Raw genomic sequence first — 16,662 nt, 5'->3', positions numbered from 1 at the left:
TTAGAGCTCCTATTTCTAAGGGACTGGAAATCATTGAAGGGTTGCGCGGTCATACGTCTGGATATAGTGTACCTGCATTCGTAGTTGATGCACCTGGTGGTGGAGGGAAAATCACACTACAACCGAATTACATGATCTCACAAAGTCCAGAGAAAATTGTACTCCGAAACTTTGAAGGAGTCATCACCAGCTACCCTGAACCAAAAGGGTATGTAGCGGGACGTGCAGATGAGTATTTTAGTGAAATTTATAACAATTATGAAGAGAAACAATCAAATACAGGGATATCATCGCTATTAAACGATGAACAAAGAACCTTAATTCCAAAGTCATTAGAAAGATATAATCGTAGATCTGATTATCAGCAGAATGAATCTTATTCGACTTTGAAAGATAAACGTGAGAAGCGTAATCAATTAAAAGAGAAAAAATACCAAGCTGAATTGAAAAAGTACAATATTGATAACTCAGATCCAGATCAAAAAAAGGAGTGTAAACGATGAGTTGTGAATGGTGCGAGGAGCCAGAAATAGAATCGATTACCTGTACCGTGTATTGGGAGCTTCCGGATGGTACCCGAGCAATTGAGATTACGACCACACCTGGAATTCAATGTAATGCCTGCGGAATGGAATATCAGTCAGAAGACGTTATCAATGAGTTAGAAGATCATTTAATGTTAATTGATACGACAAAAATTGGAAAAAGCATTTCTTATAACGAATTAATGGACCAACCAAAATTATTAAAAAGAAATTACTTTCGATTTAACTAGATGATTCAAACGGTCATTCCCCAATTTGATGGGGGATGATCACATATAGCGACCAAGCTTACGGATTGACATTTTAGAAAAAAAGTATGTCCTTCATAAGAAGAGAGGGATTTTTGTGAAAGATTCATTGCTTATTAAACCAGTAATGGATGAAACATATCCTGTAGCTGTTAAAGGTGCAGGAGTTTACATTTATGATGACACTGGAAAAAAATATTTAGATGGTTCATCGGGTGCTGTAACAGCTAGTATTGGTCATGCGAATCCTGAAATTATTAATACCATTTATACTCAAGCACAAAAAGTTTCGTTTGTTTATCGGTCCCAATTTACATCTGATCCAGCTGAACAATTGGCATTGAAGCTAAATGAAATGATCAATACGGACACAAACTATTGGTCGTTTTTTGTAAATAGCGGATCAGAAGCAACAGAAACTGCCATGAAAATAGCCATTCAATATTGGCAAGAGCAAGGAAATTATCGGAAAAATAAGCTTCTTTCACGATGGGTGAGCTATCATGGCATCACAATTGGGGCATTGTCAATGTCAGGCCATGTAACGCGAAGAGAACGATTTATTCCACTTTTAGAAGAATATCCAAGTGTTTCTGCTCCATATTGTTATCGTTGTCCGTTTCAAAAAACGTATCCATCTTGTCAATTGGCCTGTGCGCACGAACTTGAAACAGCGATTCACCGTGTAGGTGCTGATCACATTGCTGCGTTTATTGCCGAGCCAATTGTCGGAGCGGCCGGTGGAGTGATTGTTCCACCAGATGGTTACTATCAACAAATTAAAAAGATTTGCGACCAGTATCATATATTATTTATCGCTGATGAAGTGATGACTGGAATAGGCCGGACTGGGAAAATGTTTGGGATCGATCATTGGAACGTGAAACCAGATATCATTGCGCTCGGCAAAGGGATGAGTGCAGGATATACACCGATCGCAGCAGCTATAGCGAGTGACAAGGTCATGAAACCGATCTTAGACGGATCTAAGTCAATAATGAGTGGTCATACGTATAGTGCTAATCCCCAATCTGCAGCAGTCGCTTTAGCTGTTCTAGAATTCATTGAAACGAATAAATTAGTGGAAAAATCACACGAAAAAGGTCTCTATTTACTAAAAAAATTGAACGATCTAAAAAAACAATACCCGATGATTGGTGATATTCGTGGAAAAGGTCTAATGATTGGGGTGGAGTTTGTAGACAATCAAGAATCAAAGCAACCATTTGCAAGACAAATGAATATCACTAATCAAGTGGTAAAAATAGCTAAAGAGAAAGGCTTGTTGATTTACCCTGCCCAAGCAGGAAAGGATGGCATTCATGGTGATGCGATTATAATCGCTCCCCCATTTATTATATCAAACAAAGAAATCAATGAACTAGTTCGTCTCTTTGAAGAGACATTACTCGAGGTACAAAGTGGATAGGAGGTCGTAAACATGCAGCCAACCAAGCAACCACATAATAAAATCAAAAAGATAGAAGAAGCATGTGCGTGTATAACAGATGGATGTTCGTTAATGTTTGGTGGCTTTGGTGGAGTGGGAAATCCACCAACAATCATTGGGCATTTAATTGAGAAAAATGTAAGAGAGTTAACCTTGATTGGAAACGACGCTGGTTTTCCCCATATTGGCATCGGGAAAATTGTGAGTCAAGGCAGGGCAAAGAAATTAATTGCTTCTCATATAGGCTCTAATCCGGTTGCAGGTCAACTCATGGTTGATGGAGAATTAGAAGTTGAATTTTCTCCACAAGGAACATTGGCAGAGCGAATTCGCGCAGGAGGAGTCGGATTGGCGGGGATAGTAACGGATATCGGCCTTGATAGCATAATTGAAGATGGAAAACAAAAAGTCATAATTAATGAAAAAGCCTTTATAATCGAAACGGCATTGTCAGCAGATGTCTCCATCGTGTACGCCAAAAAAGCAGATCCATTCGGGAACCTAATCTATGAAACAAGTGCACGTAATACCAATCCTTTAGTGGCAATGGCAGGAAAGGTGACGATTGCAGAAGTTGAAGAGATTGTGCCACTCGGTGAGCTAGATCCCGCTGAAATAGTCACGCCAGGAGTGTTTGTGAATATGGTTGTGAAAAGCAAAGGAGTAGATTGGAAATGGGCATGGGAATGAATGTTCGTGAACGAATTGCTAAACGAGCAGCTGCAGAAATCAACAATGGTATGATTGTGAATTTAGGAATTGGAATTCCTTCACTTGTTCCTAATCATCTTGCTCCACAAATAGATGTGATGTTTCAAGCAGAGAATGGCATTCTTGGGATGGGACCGTCAGCTAACAAAGGAAAAGAAGATCCAACCTTGTGTAATGCAGCTGGTTTTCCTGTAACCGTTGTACCTGGCGCCTCTTATTTTGATAGTGCTACAGCGTTTGGAATAATTCGATCCGGTTATTTAGATATTACCATTTTGGGAGGGTTAGAAGTAAGTGAGCAAGGCGATCTAGCGAATTGGATTGTGCCAGGAAAACGAGTTCCTGGAATTGGCGGAGCAATGGAGCTTGCTAAAAAAGCCAAAAAAGTGATTGTCGTCATGAACCATACAAGTAAAAACGGAGAACCAAAGATTGTAAAAGAATGTACGTTTCCCCTGACAGCCAAACGCTGTGTCAGTATGATCATAACGGATATGTCTGTCATGGAAGTAACAGAAACAGGGTTGCTGTTAAAGGAAGTCATGGATCCATACACAATCGAAGAAGTCTCTTTAGCTACTGGAGCGAAACTTGAAATAACAAATAAAGTTAAATTTGTGAAACATATGTAGAGAGGAGGGTGAAATATGGCTCAAAAAAGAAAAGACTTTCAAGCTCTCATCAAAAAATGGTTACATGCAAACAAAAAAAGTGGAATTCATTTGCTTCAAGAATTGGTAAGAGCTAAAAGTACACAAGGTAACGAAGCAGCTTGTCAAAACATCATTATTCGAACGTTAACAAATATGGGCTTACAAGTAGATGTATGGGATCCTGATGAAAATGAATTACAAAAAAATCCATATTTTGCTTCTTCACGAACGGAATTCAAAGGTAGTCCGAATGTCGTTGGACGATTAAAAGGGACAGGAGGAGGCCGCTCGATTATTCTAAATGGGCATGTTGATGTTGTGCCTGAAGGGGACCGAGACCAGTGGACGCATGATCCATATAGTGGAAAAGTTGAAAACGGAAAAATGTATGGACGAGGCGTAACCGATATGAAAGGAGGAAATGTTTCTCTTCTCCTCGCCATTCAAGTCCTGCAAGCACTGAATGTGACATTAAAAGGAGACGTCATCTTTGAAAGTGTCATTGAAGAAGAAAGTGGTGGATCTGGTACATTAGCGAGTATTTTACGAGGATACAAAGCTGATGCTGCCATTATCCCCGAACCAACAAATATGAAAATCTTCCCTAAACAGCAAGGGTCCATGTGGTTCAGACTTCATGTTAAAGGTCGTTCAGCACACGGAGGAACGCGTTACGAAGGTGTAAGTGCAATTGAGAAGAGTATGTTTGTTGTAAATCATATTCGTGAACTGGAGAACAAAAGAAACGAACGGATCACAGACCCATTATATAAAACGATTCCAATCCCTATTCCGATAAATATCGGAAAAATTGAGGGAGGGGATTGGCCATCATCTGTTGCAGATCTTGTGAAGATCGAAGGTCGAATGGGCGTCTCACCAGAAGAAACGATGGAAGAAGCAAAAAAAGAAATGGAGAACTGGCTTCAAAGAATAAGTGAGGTTGATCCGTGGTTTGAGCAGTATCCACTGAAATTAGAATGGTTTGGAGCAAGATGGTTACCAGGCTCCATACAAACTGATCATGAATTGGTAGCATCTTTGTCTAGAAACTATCAGTCTGTGTTAAAGAAAGATCCTGTCATAGAAGCTTCACCATGGGGAACAGATGGGGGGCTCTTAACAAATGTAGGAGAAACACCATCCATTGTTTTTGGACCAGGTGTAACCGAAAAGGCTCACTTCCCTAATGAATACATTGAGTTAAACAAAGTTTTTGAAACAGCAGAAATCATCGCTTTGACGTTATTAGATTGGTGTGGGATTGAGCTGAATTAAAGCTAAGCTAAACAGAGAAAGGATAGTAAGAATGAAAGGTGACTTTCCCATTCTTGCGTACATTTATTTGGGTTAATAGTTGAAATTGCTGACAGTAAGATCGACGAATGATAATTTCACGTACCCAATTGGATTACAACATATATACGAAAGACAAATGTTATACATGTAAAGTCATTTCATGATTTTAATGGATAGATTAGTACCAGAAGTTAGAAAAAACAAATCTGAAAGAGACGACCGTGGTCTAAAGACGTAAAAACATCAAAGTTTGTAAGGTAAGTTAACAATTTATTTGATGTTATTATGTTTATTCTCCACGTATTCGTCTCTTTTTTATGCCGAAAATGGTTAGATATAAGTTACCTCAAAAAATGATGATTTACTTGAACTATCTTACATCAATAACGAGTAGCAAAGCACCCTCTTTTTGGTCACGTCAACTTCTTAAAAATAATGAAAGGTAGGAATATCTTTCAAGAAAGCGCTTTATATGATTACAAGTCAAAAATATTGTTATATTTTCTAACATGAATGATTTAATATTTGAAAACGTCTGATAAAACTGAATCATCAGCTAGTATTTCAAGTTACTCAATAACCTCCTAACAGATTTTATACATTATAACTAATTTCTCTTTATTTATTTAGTTCATTTATCCAATGAAGTTTTAAGAATAATCTTTTACACTCATTACAAATTAGTAAATGGAGCAGAGAGGAGCTTTTATATGTATGATACCGTTGTTCAATTTGGAACAATTGTAACAGAAAAGGATGTTTTTCAAGCGGATATAGGGATTCGTGAAGGGAAAGTTGTTGCTATTTGTACACCGGGTAGTATTGAATCAAGTGATGCAGAAATCATTGATGCAACAGGATTGCATATTTTTCCTGGATTAATTGATATTCATGTACATTTTAACGAACCGGGGAGAGACAATTGGGAAGGACTTGAAACAGGAAGCAAAAGTTTAGCGGCTGGGGGAGTAACAACATTTTTTGATATGCCTCTAAATAGCAATCCACCAACGACAACGAGGGAACAATTTTTAAAGAAACTACAATTGGCAAATGAAAAAGCGGTGGTAGATTACCGTTTATGGGGTGGGTTGGTACCTGACAATCTAGATCACCTTAACAGTTTACATGAAGAAGGTGCGATAGGTTTTAAAGCATTTATGTCTGAATGTGGCACAGACGATTTTCAGTATGCTGATAACGTGACCTTACTGAAAGGGATGGAGAAGATTGCTGAATTAGGTTCTATATTAGCGCTGCATGCTGAATCAAATGAAATGATTAATTACCTAACAGAGAAAGCAATCAACGAAAAGCGTTTTTCTATTCGTGATTATTGTGAATCCCGCCCTATTATATCTGAAGTTGAAGCTGTAGAGAGAGTAATCAATTATTCGGAATTAACAGGGTGTAATATACATATCGTTCATGTTAGCAGCGCTCGTGTAATTGAGCGTATCAAAGAAGCAAAGGCAAAAGGTGTGAATGTATCGGTTGAAACTTGTGCACATTACTTAGCTTTCTCAATAGATGAATTTGAGAAAATTGGTGCTACAGCTAAATGTGCACCCCCTTTAAGAGAAAGAGAAGAGGTGGAGATGCTTTGGGAATCAATTAAACATGGTGATATCGATATGATTAGTTCGGACCATTCTCCTTCTCCGCCTGAGTTAAAAAAGGGAGAAACTATATTTGATGTATGGGGTGGAATTGCAGGCTGTCAAAGTACGTTAGCCGTCATGTTAACAGAAGGATATCACAAGCGTGGAATATCACTTTCGAAAATTGCTGAAGTAACAGCTTATCAACCTGCAAAACGATTTGGATTAACTTCTAAAAAAGGATCTATACAAATTGGTTTAGACGCTGACTTAACATTGGTCGATTTAAAGAAGGAGTTTACGTTAATAAAAGAAGATCTTTACTACCGATATAAGATTAGTCCTTACATTGGAAAGCAATTTATTGGGAAAACGAATTATACGTTATCTCGTGGGCAAATCGTCTATGAAAACAAAAAATAGTTTTTTAAAAGGGTAAATAACTGAACATTGTTACTATTTGAAAAAAGATCAATATATAGTTGCCTGTAGAAGAAAGAGGAGTGGAGAACATGAGGACAGAGACGCCTATTACATCAGAAGTTAATCAAAGGAAAAGAAAATTTGAATTTCCACATATTTATGTCATTCTTATTTTGTTTGTTGCAATCATGAGCATCGCATCGTATATAATACCCGCTGGTGAATATGAGCGAGTAGAAGGTCCAATGGGGCGAATGATGATCAATCCAGATGTTTTTTCATTTATTGAATCTACTCCTATAGGCATCATGGAGTTTTTAACGGCTATTCCACAAGGAATGGTTAGCGCAAGTTCTGTTGTCTTTTTCACATTTATGATTGGTGGAGCATTTATGGTTCTGAAGGATACTGGAATTATCCATTTTGGTGTTGATCGACTTACTAGAACATTTATAACAAGAAAGATTTTGATTATACCTGTATTGTTAGTGACATTTTCGATTATTACTGCCTTTATTGGAACACCTGAATTAGCTTTAGTCTACGTACCAATTTTAATTCCGTTAATGATAAAACTTGGTTACGATAAAATGATGGCAGCTGGAGTGGCTTTAATTTCAACAACAGGAGGATTTTTAGCCGCACTGACGAATCCAGGTACAGTAGGACTTTCCCATCAAATAGCGGAGCTACCCGTTTATTCAGGAGCAGGTTATCGATTCCTTCTCTTACTGGCAATTATTTTTTCTGGTATTTTGTTTCTAATTCGTTATGCAAAAAAGTTAGAGAAAAATCCAGAAATGGTTGCTGAGAGCTTAAAAGAAACTGTTTCACAACATATTTATGAAGAAAAAAATTACTCGATTTCAACTAGACAAAAATTTGCCGGAATTGCCGTTATCATCATGTTTATAGGTATGATTTATGGAGTGTTAACTCATCAATGGGACTTTATCAAGCTCGCGGGATATTTCTTAGCAATGGGTGTCATTGTTGGGATCGTTGCGGGAATGTCTGGTAATCAAATTAGTGATTCCTTTAATAAAGGATTCCGTGATGTGTTGCTTGGAGCGATGATTATTGGAGTTGCACGTGGGGTTGCTGTTGTTATGGAGCAAAGTCAAATCATCGATACAATTATTTATGGGTTATCCCATGTCGTAAGTAGCTTACCTTCATCGATTACGGTTTTAGGTATGTTAGCAACACAGGGATTGTTTAATTTCTTTGTTCCATCGGGCAGCGGACAAGCTTTAATTACAATGCCGATTATGATTCCTTTAGCAGATATAGTGGGAACAACGAGACAAACGGCAATTTTAGCATTCCAAGTTGGGGACGGGTTATCAAATATTATCTTCCCAACTTCAGGTTATTTTATGGCCACAATCGCAGCTGCAGGGATTTCTTATGGGAAATGGGCTAAGTTCATATTCCCACTATTAATTGTGTGGTTCTTAATTGGTTGTGTATTTTTATTAATTGCTCATGCGATTAACTGGGGACCATTTTAAACTAAATCAAGAAAGTCGTGCGGGAAAAAAACTCTGCACGACTTTCTTAATTATTGGACTACGCTTTGTTTTTCCATAAGTCAAACATTGCATGTGTGAACTCAATTCCTTGATATAAAAAGATGCTAAATGCACTTGCTGAAAATATTACAATTGCAATTAAACGAATCCAAAGCATTCTGTTTCCTCCTCTCGAAAAAAGTTATGAGGAATAAGAATAACTTTGAAAATAATTCGATTGATAAAAGACAGCAAGTAAAAAATATTTTAATTTTACAAGATTAAGTTTTTCATTGATTGCTATAAATAAGGGGAAAAAAAGAGTACTTGCAAATGCTATTTCTTCTAACTTTGTATTAGGCTCTTTAGGATCTGTTGATTCAGAAATTTGAAGTTCTTTAGAAACGGATATAAATTCGTATTCTAATCCAGTGGCTTCATAGAATTGAAAATGAGAGGTGTTTAAAAACAAATATGCAACACTTGTTATCAGTAGGATAATATTCATTTTTCCACCTTCTTCTTAAGTAGAAATATCATACCATGATGTTAACATGCTGCATATAGGAAAAACGTAAAAAAAAAGTAGAAGGTTAAGCAATCTAATCGGCATGTTTTTGACCCTTTTTCATATAGATGAAATGGACAATCATTTAAAGGGAGATACAAATCATGTCAGACTTTCTGAAAATAGTTATATTCTCATTGATTCTTAGTGTTTTATGGGTCATTCCTCGGTACGACATCATCATCCAGTGGGCTACACATAATGTTTGGCTAGCAACAGGTATAGCTGTTGTTTTGATTGTAAGTTTATTGCTGTATAACTTCACTAAACAAAAGCTAATTCAAAAGAGATTAACCGTACAGGAAGAGCAATTGAAAGTGAAAAAAACAGAAAGCCCCTAAATATAGAATCCACTGAAAACGTCCATTAAGAAACTGGCATTAGCTCCGTACGTTGTTTAAAAGGTCACTGATACAGGTGAACAGTGGCCCAAAAATATTTTTTTCCGTAGCCTCTAAAAATAGGGTTATTTGTAATGATAAAAACAGAAAATTCATACTTATCCTTGACATTAGCACAAATAAAAGTATTATGAATAAAGTAGGATGTTATTTGAATTGAAGAAGAGGTTCAGACGAAAAAAGAATGTTTACAATATAGATGCATTTACAAGGGTCACCCCCCTGCCTTTTTGGTGTATCGATTAGCATAATTTGAAGCAACAAAGGCATTGGGTTTTATTTTTGGTTCAACTCCCATTGTTTCTAACCTCGTAACCATTTCTTGAACAAACTCTCTTGTTTTATTTCGTTGGCCAGAACCAATATCAATATGCCCTTCAATAGAAAATGTAGCTCCTTGATACAAATATGGCAATACAATTTCAATCATGTCGTTCTTTTTACGTTCTGTAAACATCGAAACAATTTCTTCGGTTAACGACGTTTCTAATGAGATACGTTCATGTAAATGCAACATTTTTCTCGGAACTGTTACTTTTCGGATGCAAGCCCAAGCGCCTTTCCCAGTGTTTTGTATAACAACTCCGGTAATGAAAACTGTACACTTTGCATGAACCTGGGAATCTGTTCCAACCATTAACCGATAGTTGCCACATGGTTTAATTCTCATGAATTTAAGGATTCGACTGAACACTTGTTCAAAAGACATATTTTTTTCTTGTAAATTTTGAAACTTGGATTGGATTATGTCATGTCGTTTCAAATGATCACCTACAGTTTTTAGATGTACTACCATCTTATGCATGAGAATCTGCAATTAGTAGTACGAACGGTTATCTTTAATCAAATTTTGGCCATAGTAGTACTAATTTTTTAGCATTACACAATGGCTAAGTAAAAGTAAGTCGGAGTGATTTATGTAAAATTATTTGCGAGTTACTAGTAGGAATAGTAATATAAATAGAGAATTCAAAAAAAATTCTATCCGAAAAATAATTGTTGTGAGAAAATAATTATGTATTGGGTAAAGCTTGAGCAAACTAAAGATAGTCTTAATTAGGAGTGGTAGAAGATGAGCAAACAACAAGTTGGGGTTATCGGACTTGCAGTTATGGGTCGAAACCTTGCACTAAACATCGAAAGCAGAGGATATGGAGTTTCAGTTTACAACAGATCTTCAGATAAGACGGAAGAAATGTTGAAAGAAGCAGAAGGTAAGAATGTAGTTGGTACATATAGCATTGAGGAATTTGTTTCTTCTCTTGAAACACCAAGAAAAATCTTGTTAATGGTAAAAGCAGGCTTTGCAACTGATGCAACAATTGAACAATTATTACCACATCTAGAAAAAGGCGATATTTTAATTGATGGTGGAAATACATTTTTTGAAGATACTCGTCGCAGAAACAAAGAACTTGCTGAGTCTGGGGTTCATTTCATTGGTACAGGAGTATCTGGTGGTGAAGAAGGAGCACTTAAAGGACCTTCTATTATGCCAGGCGGACAAAAAGAAGCTTATGATCTTGTTGAGCCAATTTTAAAAGATATTTCAGCCAAAGTTAGTGGAGATGCATGTTGTACATATATTGGTCCTGATGGTGCTGGTCATTATGTGAAAATGGTGCATAATGGAATTGAATATGGTGATATGCAATTGATTTGTGAATCTTACCACTTAATGAAGAATGTACTAGGATTAAGTGCACCAGAGTTACATGAGATATTTAATGAATGGAACCAAGGTGAACTTGATAGCTACTTAATTGAAATCACAAAGGATATCTTTACAAAGGTTGACGATGAAACAGGAAAACCTATGGTTGATGTGATTTTAGATACTGCTGGACAAAAAGGAACTGGTAAGTGGACAAGCCAAAGTGCTCTTGATCTTGGTGTGCCATTATCAATTATTACTGAATCAGTTTTCTCGCGTTTTATCTCTGCAATGAAAGAGGAACGAGTGAAAGCAAGCAAAATTCTTCGTGGACCTAATGCAGTATTTGAAGGCGACAAAAAAGAATTTGTAGAAAAGATTCGTAAAGCTTTATATTTAAGTAAGATTTGTTCATACGCACAAGGTTTCGCACAAATGAAAGTTGCTTCTGAAGAGTATAACTGGAATTTAAACCTAGGCGATATTTCCATGATCTTTAGAGGTGGTTGTATCATCCGAGCGCGTTTCTTACAGAACATTAAAGAAGCATACGATCGTGATGCAAACTTAACAAATTTATTGCTTGATCCATACTTCCAGGATATTGTTGAAAACTACCAAGAAGCTGCACGTGACGTTGTAGCGACAGCAGTTAAATTAGGAATTCCGGTACCGGGACTCGCTAGCGCATTAGCTTATTATGACAGCTATCGCACAGAGACACTTCCTGCAAACCTTTTGCAAGCTCAAAGAGATTATTTTGGAGCTCATACGTATCAGCGTATTGATAAAGAAGGCGTATTCCATACAAATTGGATGGAAAAATAAGCAACATCAAAAAGGTGATTCGACTCGTTCGAAATCACCTTTTTTTTCGGGGGAATTGTTATATATTCACAGCGGATTATTTGATACGATATGTTTACATGAAGAGGAGGTTGGAAAATGTCTAAGTTTTATATTGAAGCGCTAGACTTCCAAGAACCAGAAGTTGTTGAAAAGTCTTTTAAGACATTATTAGAACAACCAATTGATACAGTCGAAGAATTAGAGGTGTGGTTGAAGCAACAATCGGAGCTTTATGATGTAATTGAAGAAGCAATGTCTGGACATTACATTGAATTTCAATGTTCAAGTAATTCAAAAGAAGCAAAAAGAATGTTCGAACATGATCAAAGGGTCATTGATCCATTATTTAAAAAGTATATTTCTTTGCTTGATGAAAAGTTTTTAGAGCTGAAGGTGAAAGACCAATTAAATCCTTCTTTTTATAAACAATTAATTAAAAGTAAGATGAATGCAAGAGAGATTTTCCGAACAGAGAACATTGAACTTGAAGTAAAAGAAGATAGTCTTTCAACGAATTATTTTGAAATTACGGGAGCACTTACGGTTCAGTGGGAAGAGAAAGAGCTAACAATAAGTGAATTAGCACCGTACATACAAGATCCTGATCGAAAAACAAGAAAAAAAGCCGTTACATTAATTTCAGAAGCAATTCTCTCTAAAGAAACCATCCTTCAACAAATTATGGATGAATTGATTGTTATTCGTCATCAAAAAGCAAAAAATGCAGGACTTGCGAATTATCGTGATTATATGTTTAAAAAATATGAACGCTTTGACTATTCTCCGCAGGATTGTCAGCAGCTTGCGGACTCGATTCGAAAGTACGTAAAACCATTAAAAGAAAAACTACAGAAAGAGCACATGGCTGAATTAAAAATTGAGCAGTACAAACCTTGGGACCTGCAAGCAGTTCCAAATGGTCAAAAACCGTTACAGCCGTTCTCAACGACAGAGGAGCTTATCCAACATTCGACTACTATCTTACATAATTTAGATCCCCGGTTTGGTGAGTTATTAACGACAATGAGCAAAAGAGGGATGCTTGATTTGAACAGCAGGAAAGGGAAATCTCCAGGAGGTTTTTGTTCTCCGCTTCCCTTATCGCAACTTTCATTTATTTTTATGAATGCATCTAAAACACACGATGACATGATTACTTTGCTACATGAAATGGGCCATTGTATTCATAACGATCTTATGAGAAAGCAACCTATAAGTGATTATCGAGAAACACCGATGGAATCAGCTGAGTTAGCAAGTATGTCAATGGAACTTCTGACGATGGACCAATGGAGTTTGTTTTATAAAGATGAGCAAGATTTAAAAAGAGCTCAAAAAGAGCATTTAAAAGGAATTATTAATTTTCTTCCTCAAGGGATGGTTATTGATCAGTTTCAACATTGGATCTATGAGAATCCAAATCATACAGCTTCTGAGCGAAATAAAAAATACCAAGAACTTATGATTGAGCTGGATTCAGAAGTTGTTGACTGGAGTGGATCAAAAAAATGGCAACAAGCTTCTTGGTTAAGAGTCTTACACATATTCGAAGTGCCATTTTACTATATTGAGTACGTCATTGCTCAATTAGGTGCTGTTCAAATGTATAAACAATTTCGAGAGAATCCTAAAGGAGCACTAGAAAACTATAAGCAAGCTCTTTCTCTTGGGTCGTCTAAATCATTGCCTGAAGTATATGAAGAGGCGGGTATTCACTTTGACTTCTCAGAATCAATGATCAAAGACCTCATGAAGTTTGTTGAAGCAGAATTAGAATTGTTATAAGGGAGAAAAGAGTTGTCTGTGACAACTCTTTTTAATAAGATCTATTTCTATAGAAATCAAAATAGAGAATGGACTGGAACGAAAGTGAAGCTGAAAAAGATCATGTTACTAGCTGTTATTATTATTGCACCTCTGATATTCCTTTATATCATGGTTAATCAAATTCAAATGTACCGATACAGCCAAATGGAAGTGCCGGACAACAGTGAGTATTTAATTATTCTAGGAGCAAGAGTCAAAGGCACTGAACCATCCGTATCACTTCTTCATCGTATTCAAGTGGCTGCAAAATATTTGCAAGAAAACCAGCATACCATCGCCATTGCTTCTGGAGGTCAGGGACCTGGAGAAGAAATATCAGAAGCAGAAGCGATACAAAGAGCGTTAATAGAAGAGGGCATAGATCGACAAAGAATCAAAATTGAAAATAAATCAACATCAACCTTTGAAAATATCTCATTTTCAAAAGAGCACATACCTGATTCGTCTGTAGTCGGAATCATCGTGACAAATGACTATCACTTGTATCGCGCTACTCTCATTGCAAACGATCATGAACTCAATGTACGAGGGTTACCAGCAAAAGCACCGATATCGGTTATTTTTCAGTCATATATTAGGGAACACTTAGCATTAACAAAGTATTTTTTAACAAAAATCATTGATTTATAATTTATTACTTGAAAAGTCAAAGAAGGTCAAATATAATAGACATAGTCACATGATGACATTACAGCCTGAAATGGCTTTTCTTTTTATATAAAAGGTCAAAGTTAGTCAAAGTCAAAAGGAGGAATAACGATGTTTTTATGTGAAAAATGCCAAAGTAACCAAGCGAATGTCAAGATGAACATCTCGATCAATCAATCAAAGAAACAGATTGCTTTGTGTTCAGATTGCTATGCTCAAACACAAAGTGCTTATGAAATGTCATCTTTTCATTTTGACGACTTTTTTAAAGCTTTCCTACAAGCAAATGCAGATAATACTGCTAACGGATATACACAAAAACAAGTAAAACAAGCAGCTCCTAATCAAGGAAGAAATGGTTTTCTGGACCAGCATGGACGAAACTTATCAGAAGAAGCAAAACAAGGACGTATTGATGCAGTCATTGGTCGCGATAAAGAAATTGAACGTGTCATTGAGGTATTAAACCGTCGTTCTAAAAACAATCCAGTCTTAATTGGAGAAGCAGGCGTAGGGAAAACAGCGATTGCTGAAGGGTTTGCTTTAAAGATTGTCAATGGAGATGTTCCAACTAAGCTACTTAATAAAGAATTGTATGTATTAGACTTTAATTCGGTGGTAGCTGGAACAAGCTACCGAGGACAATTTGAAGAAAAAATGCAACAACTAGTTGCTGAACTCAAGCAGCGCGAAAATGTGATTCTTTTTATTGATGAGCTTCATATGGTGGTTGGTGCTGGAGGAAGTTCAGAAGGATCGATGGATGCAGGAAATATTTTAAAACCGGCATTAGCTAGAGGAGAGTTTCAAATTATCGGTGCAACGACATTAAAAGAATACCGAATGATTGAGAAGGACTCAGCATTAGAACGTCGATTCCAGCCTGTACACGTTAAAGAACCTACAACGGATGAAGCGTTGGATATTCTTAAAGGAATTCGACCTATCTATGAAAATTATCATAATGTAAAATACTCTGATGAAGTGTTAAAAGCATGTGTGTCCTTATCTGATCGGTACATTCAAGATCGATTCTTACCAGATAAAGCAATTGATTTACTTGATGAAGCAGGATCAAAATTAAACCTAATCCAAGGGGTTACAGACAAGGGGAAACTACAAAAACGTTTAGAAGATCTTCTTGTTGAGAAAAAAAACGCGACAAAGGAAGAAGACTATGAAAAAGCTGCAAAGCTGCGCGACGAGGAAGCAAACATTAAAAAAAAGTTGGAAAATGATGTCATAGAACCAGTACAAGAAGTAACAATCGAGCACATCCAAGATATCATTGAGAAAAGGACAGGAATTCCTGTCAAGAAACTGCAAAAGTCTGAGAAATCAATAATGAAAGACTTACAATCAAATTTAGCGAAGAAAGTAATAGTTGCAAAAGCAATTCTTAGAGCTCGTGTAGGCCTGAAACCGAAAGCTCGTCCAACCGCTTCTTTCTTATTTGTTGGCCCAACTGGAACAGGAAAAACCGAGTTAACAAAAACACTTGCAGCCGAATTATTCGGAAGCAAAGAATCTATGATTCGTCTTGATATGAGTGAATACATGGAAAGACACTCTGTTTCCAAATTAATTGGCTCTCCACCTGGATATGTGGGGCATGATGAAGCTGGCCAATTAACCGAACAAGTTCGTAGAAATCCGTATTCAATTATTCTTTTAGATGAAATCGAAAAGGCGCATCCGGATGTCCTGAACATGTTTCTACAAATTATGGAAGATGGACGTCTAACTGATAGTCAAGGAAAAGTAGTGAATTTTACTGAAACAGTAATTATTATGACTTCAAATGCGGGAATTACGGATAAAAAATTAGCTGCAATTGGATTCAATGAGACAGAAGGTGAAAGTGTACTAGCTACTCAAAGCATCCTTGAAAGCTTAAGAGATTATTTTAAGCCTGAATTTTTAAACCGCATCGACTCAATTATTGAATTTACACACTTAGAAAAAACTAATTTAATTAAAATTATTAATATCATGCTAGAAGATTTACAAAGAACACTAATGGAACAAGGCATATCAATGAAAGTTGCAGCCGAAGCAAAGGAAAAGCTTGCTGAATTAGGCTACCACCAAGCCTTTGGAGCGCGCCCACTTCGCCGCGCCATTCAAGAACACATTGAAGATCAAATTTCAACTTTGATCGTTAACAGTGACAAAAAATTAGATTCTATTACTGTCACTAGTGTTGCATAAATGTTGTTTGAATTTTCAGTTTAGTTATCTATCTTGTTTAGAGCCAAAAAGGTAAATACC

Annotated in this window: 14 protein-coding genes and 1 pseudogene; 13 read left to right on the top strand and 2 right to left on the bottom strand. The window is 36.6% G+C overall.

The features are described from left to right. From SLH51_RS23480 to SLH51_RS23445, 8 genes and pseudogenes are all read left to right on the top strand, one after another. Positions 1–503: pseudogene (locus SLH51_RS23480) on the top strand (lysine 2,3-aminomutase); the annotation flags it as partial. After that, entirely contained in the window at positions 500–775 is a 276-nt protein-coding gene (locus tag SLH51_RS23475; protein ID WP_335963998.1) for a YokU family protein, read from the top strand. The pseudogene SLH51_RS23480 and the gene SLH51_RS23475, both read left to right, overlap by 4 nt. 115 nt (positions 776–890) lie before the next feature. Beyond that, positions 891–2,222: an aspartate aminotransferase family protein gene (locus SLH51_RS23470; protein ID WP_335963997.1), complete on the top strand. Its 1,332-nt coding sequence runs from the start codon at positions 891–893 to the stop codon at positions 2,220–2,222. Positions 2,223–2,234: 12 nt separating this feature from the next. Continuing rightward, positions 2,235–2,933: a CoA transferase subunit A gene (locus SLH51_RS23465; protein WP_335963996.1), complete on the top strand. Its 699-nt coding sequence runs from the start codon at positions 2,235–2,237 to the stop codon at positions 2,931–2,933. Then, positions 2,918–3,586 (top strand): 3-oxoacid CoA-transferase subunit B, encoded by a 669-nt coding sequence (locus tag SLH51_RS23460; RefSeq protein WP_335963995.1) that lies wholly within the window; start codon positions 2,918–2,920, stop codon positions 3,584–3,586. The genes SLH51_RS23465 and SLH51_RS23460 overlap by 16 nt, the downstream gene beginning before the upstream one ends. A gap of 15 nt (positions 3,587–3,601) precedes the next feature. Next, positions 3,602–4,885: a peptidase gene (locus tag SLH51_RS23455; RefSeq protein WP_335963994.1), complete on the top strand. Its 1,284-nt coding sequence runs from the start codon at positions 3,602–3,604 to the stop codon at positions 4,883–4,885. Between the two features lie 731 nt (positions 4,886–5,616). Further along, on the top strand, positions 5,617–6,930 hold the full coding sequence (locus SLH51_RS23450) for an allantoinase (protein ID WP_335963993.1): 1,314 nt from the start codon (positions 5,617–5,619) through the stop codon (positions 6,928–6,930). A gap of 89 nt (positions 6,931–7,019) precedes the next feature. Next, a complete protein-coding gene (locus tag SLH51_RS23445) occupies positions 7,020–8,444 on the top strand; it encodes a YfcC family protein (RefSeq protein WP_335963992.1) in 1,425 nt (474 codons plus the stop codon). A 202-nt stretch (positions 8,445–8,646) separates the two neighbouring features. Here SLH51_RS23445 and SLH51_RS23440 read toward each other — a convergent pair whose 3' ends face one another. Continuing rightward, on the bottom strand, positions 8,647–8,952 hold the full coding sequence (locus tag SLH51_RS23440) for a hypothetical protein (RefSeq protein ID WP_335963990.1): 306 nt from the start codon (positions 8,950–8,952) through the stop codon (positions 8,647–8,649). 164 nt (positions 8,953–9,116) lie between these two features. Here SLH51_RS23440 and SLH51_RS23435 point away from each other — a divergent pair, with 164 nt between their 5' ends. After that, positions 9,117–9,353 carry a hypothetical protein gene (locus tag SLH51_RS23435; protein ID WP_335963989.1) on the top strand — a complete coding sequence of 79 codons (237 nt, stop codon included), beginning with the start codon at positions 9,117–9,119 and terminating at the stop codon, positions 9,351–9,353. A 274-nt stretch (positions 9,354–9,627) separates the two neighbouring features. Here the strand turns inward: SLH51_RS23435 and SLH51_RS23430 are convergent, their stop codons facing one another. Then, positions 9,628–10,122, bottom strand: coding sequence for a ribonuclease H-like YkuK family protein (locus tag SLH51_RS23430; RefSeq protein ID WP_335964001.1), 495 nt, complete (start codon positions 10,120–10,122; stop codon positions 9,628–9,630). A gap of 363 nt (positions 10,123–10,485) precedes the next feature. Between SLH51_RS23430 and gndA the strand changes: the two genes are divergently transcribed. The 4 genes from gndA (at position 10,486) to SLH51_RS23410 (ending at position 16,602) form a co-directional block, all read left to right on the top strand. Beyond that, positions 10,486–11,895: an NADP-dependent phosphogluconate dehydrogenase gene (gene gndA / locus SLH51_RS23425; protein ID WP_335963988.1), complete on the top strand. Its 1,410-nt coding sequence runs from the start codon at positions 10,486–10,488 to the stop codon at positions 11,893–11,895. Between the two features lie 117 nt (positions 11,896–12,012). Continuing rightward, positions 12,013–13,701 (top strand): M3 family oligoendopeptidase, encoded by a 1,689-nt coding sequence (locus SLH51_RS23420; protein WP_335963987.1) that lies wholly within the window; start codon positions 12,013–12,015, stop codon positions 13,699–13,701. A gap of 18 nt (positions 13,702–13,719) precedes the next feature. After that, on the top strand, positions 13,720–14,373 hold the full coding sequence (locus tag SLH51_RS23415; RefSeq protein WP_335963999.1) for a YdcF family protein: 654 nt from the start codon (positions 13,720–13,722) through the stop codon (positions 14,371–14,373). A 129-nt stretch (positions 14,374–14,502) separates the two neighbouring features. Next, a complete protein-coding gene (locus tag SLH51_RS23410; protein ID WP_335963985.1) occupies positions 14,503–16,602 on the top strand; it encodes an ATP-dependent Clp protease ATP-binding subunit in 2,100 nt (699 codons plus the stop codon). Positions 16,603–16,662 lie beyond the last annotated feature (60 nt).

Origin of the sequence: Halalkalibacter kiskunsagensis (assembly GCF_037027555.1) — a bacterium.
Classification (GTDB): domain Bacteria; phylum Bacillota; class Bacilli; order Bacillales; family Bacillaceae_D; genus Halalkalibacter; species Halalkalibacter kiskunsagensis.
Note: the sequence above shows the minus strand (reverse complement) of the source record. Positions and strands in the feature narration are given on the sequence as shown.

Coding starts and splice junctions, on each gene's coding strand:
- SLH51_RS23475 (WP_335963998.1), top strand. CDS start 500: ATGAGTTGTGAATGGTGCGAGGAGCCAGAAATAGAATCGATTACCTGT.
- SLH51_RS23465 (WP_335963996.1), top strand. CDS start 2,235: ATGCAGCCAACCAAGCAACCACATAATAAAATCAAAAAGATAGAAGAA.
- SLH51_RS23460 (WP_335963995.1), top strand. CDS start 2,918: ATGGGCATGGGAATGAATGTTCGTGAACGAATTGCTAAACGAGCAGCT.
- SLH51_RS23455 (WP_335963994.1), top strand. CDS start 3,602: ATGGCTCAAAAAAGAAAAGACTTTCAAGCTCTCATCAAAAAATGGTTA.
- SLH51_RS23450 (WP_335963993.1), top strand. CDS start 5,617: ATGTATGATACCGTTGTTCAATTTGGAACAATTGTAACAGAAAAGGAT.
- SLH51_RS23445 (WP_335963992.1), top strand. CDS start 7,020: ATGAGGACAGAGACGCCTATTACATCAGAAGTTAATCAAAGGAAAAGA.
- SLH51_RS23440 (WP_335963990.1), bottom strand. CDS start 8,952: ATGAATATTATCCTACTGATAACAAGTGTTGCATATTTGTTTTTAAAC.
- SLH51_RS23435 (WP_335963989.1), top strand. CDS start 9,117: ATGTCAGACTTTCTGAAAATAGTTATATTCTCATTGATTCTTAGTGTT.
- SLH51_RS23430 (WP_335964001.1), bottom strand. CDS start 10,122: ATGTCTTTTGAACAAGTGTTCAGTCGAATCCTTAAATTCATGAGAATT.
- gndA (WP_335963988.1), top strand. CDS start 10,486: ATGAGCAAACAACAAGTTGGGGTTATCGGACTTGCAGTTATGGGTCGA.
- SLH51_RS23420 (WP_335963987.1), top strand. CDS start 12,013: ATGTCTAAGTTTTATATTGAAGCGCTAGACTTCCAAGAACCAGAAGTT.
- SLH51_RS23410 (WP_335963985.1), top strand. CDS start 14,503: ATGTTTTTATGTGAAAAATGCCAAAGTAACCAAGCGAATGTCAAGATG.